This window comes from Bacillus sp. VA15 (assembly GCF_055721145.1).
Genome location: NZ_JBVQPQ010000029.1, coordinates 1 through 462, shown reverse-complemented (window position 1 = coordinate 462; position 462 = coordinate 1). Strand labels below are relative to the sequence as shown.

Annotated in this window: 1 pseudogene; it reads left to right on the top strand. The window is 67.1% G+C overall.

Annotated elements, in window-relative coordinates:
* Nucleotides 1-462 (top strand): annotated as a pseudogene (locus AC0DBE_RS21580) (DNA-directed RNA polymerase subunit beta); the annotation flags it as partial.

Below are 462 nucleotides of genomic sequence, written 5' to 3'. Positions count from 1 at the left end.
GATCCACATCGAGGAGCACGAGATCGACGCCCGCGACACGAAGCTGGGCCCGGAGGAGATCACGCGGGACATCCCGAACGTCTACGACGAGGTGCTGGCCGACCTCGACGAGCGCGGCATCATCCGCGTCGGCGCCGAGGTTCGTGACGGCGACCTGCTCGTCGGCAAGGTCACGCCCAAGGGTGAGACCGAGCTGACGCCGGAGGAGCGCCTGCTGCGCGCCATCTTCGGGGAGAAGGCCCGCGAGGTTCGTGACACGTCGATGAAGGTTCCGCACGGTGAGACCGGCACGGTCATCGGCGTCAAGGTCTTCGACCGTGACGAGGGCGACGAGCTGCCCCCGGGCGTCAACCAGCTCGTGCGTGTCTACGTGGCGAACAAGCGCAAGACCACCGACGGTGACAAGCTCGCCGGCCGTCACGGCAACAAGGGCGTCATCTCGAAGATCCTGCCGGTCGAGGA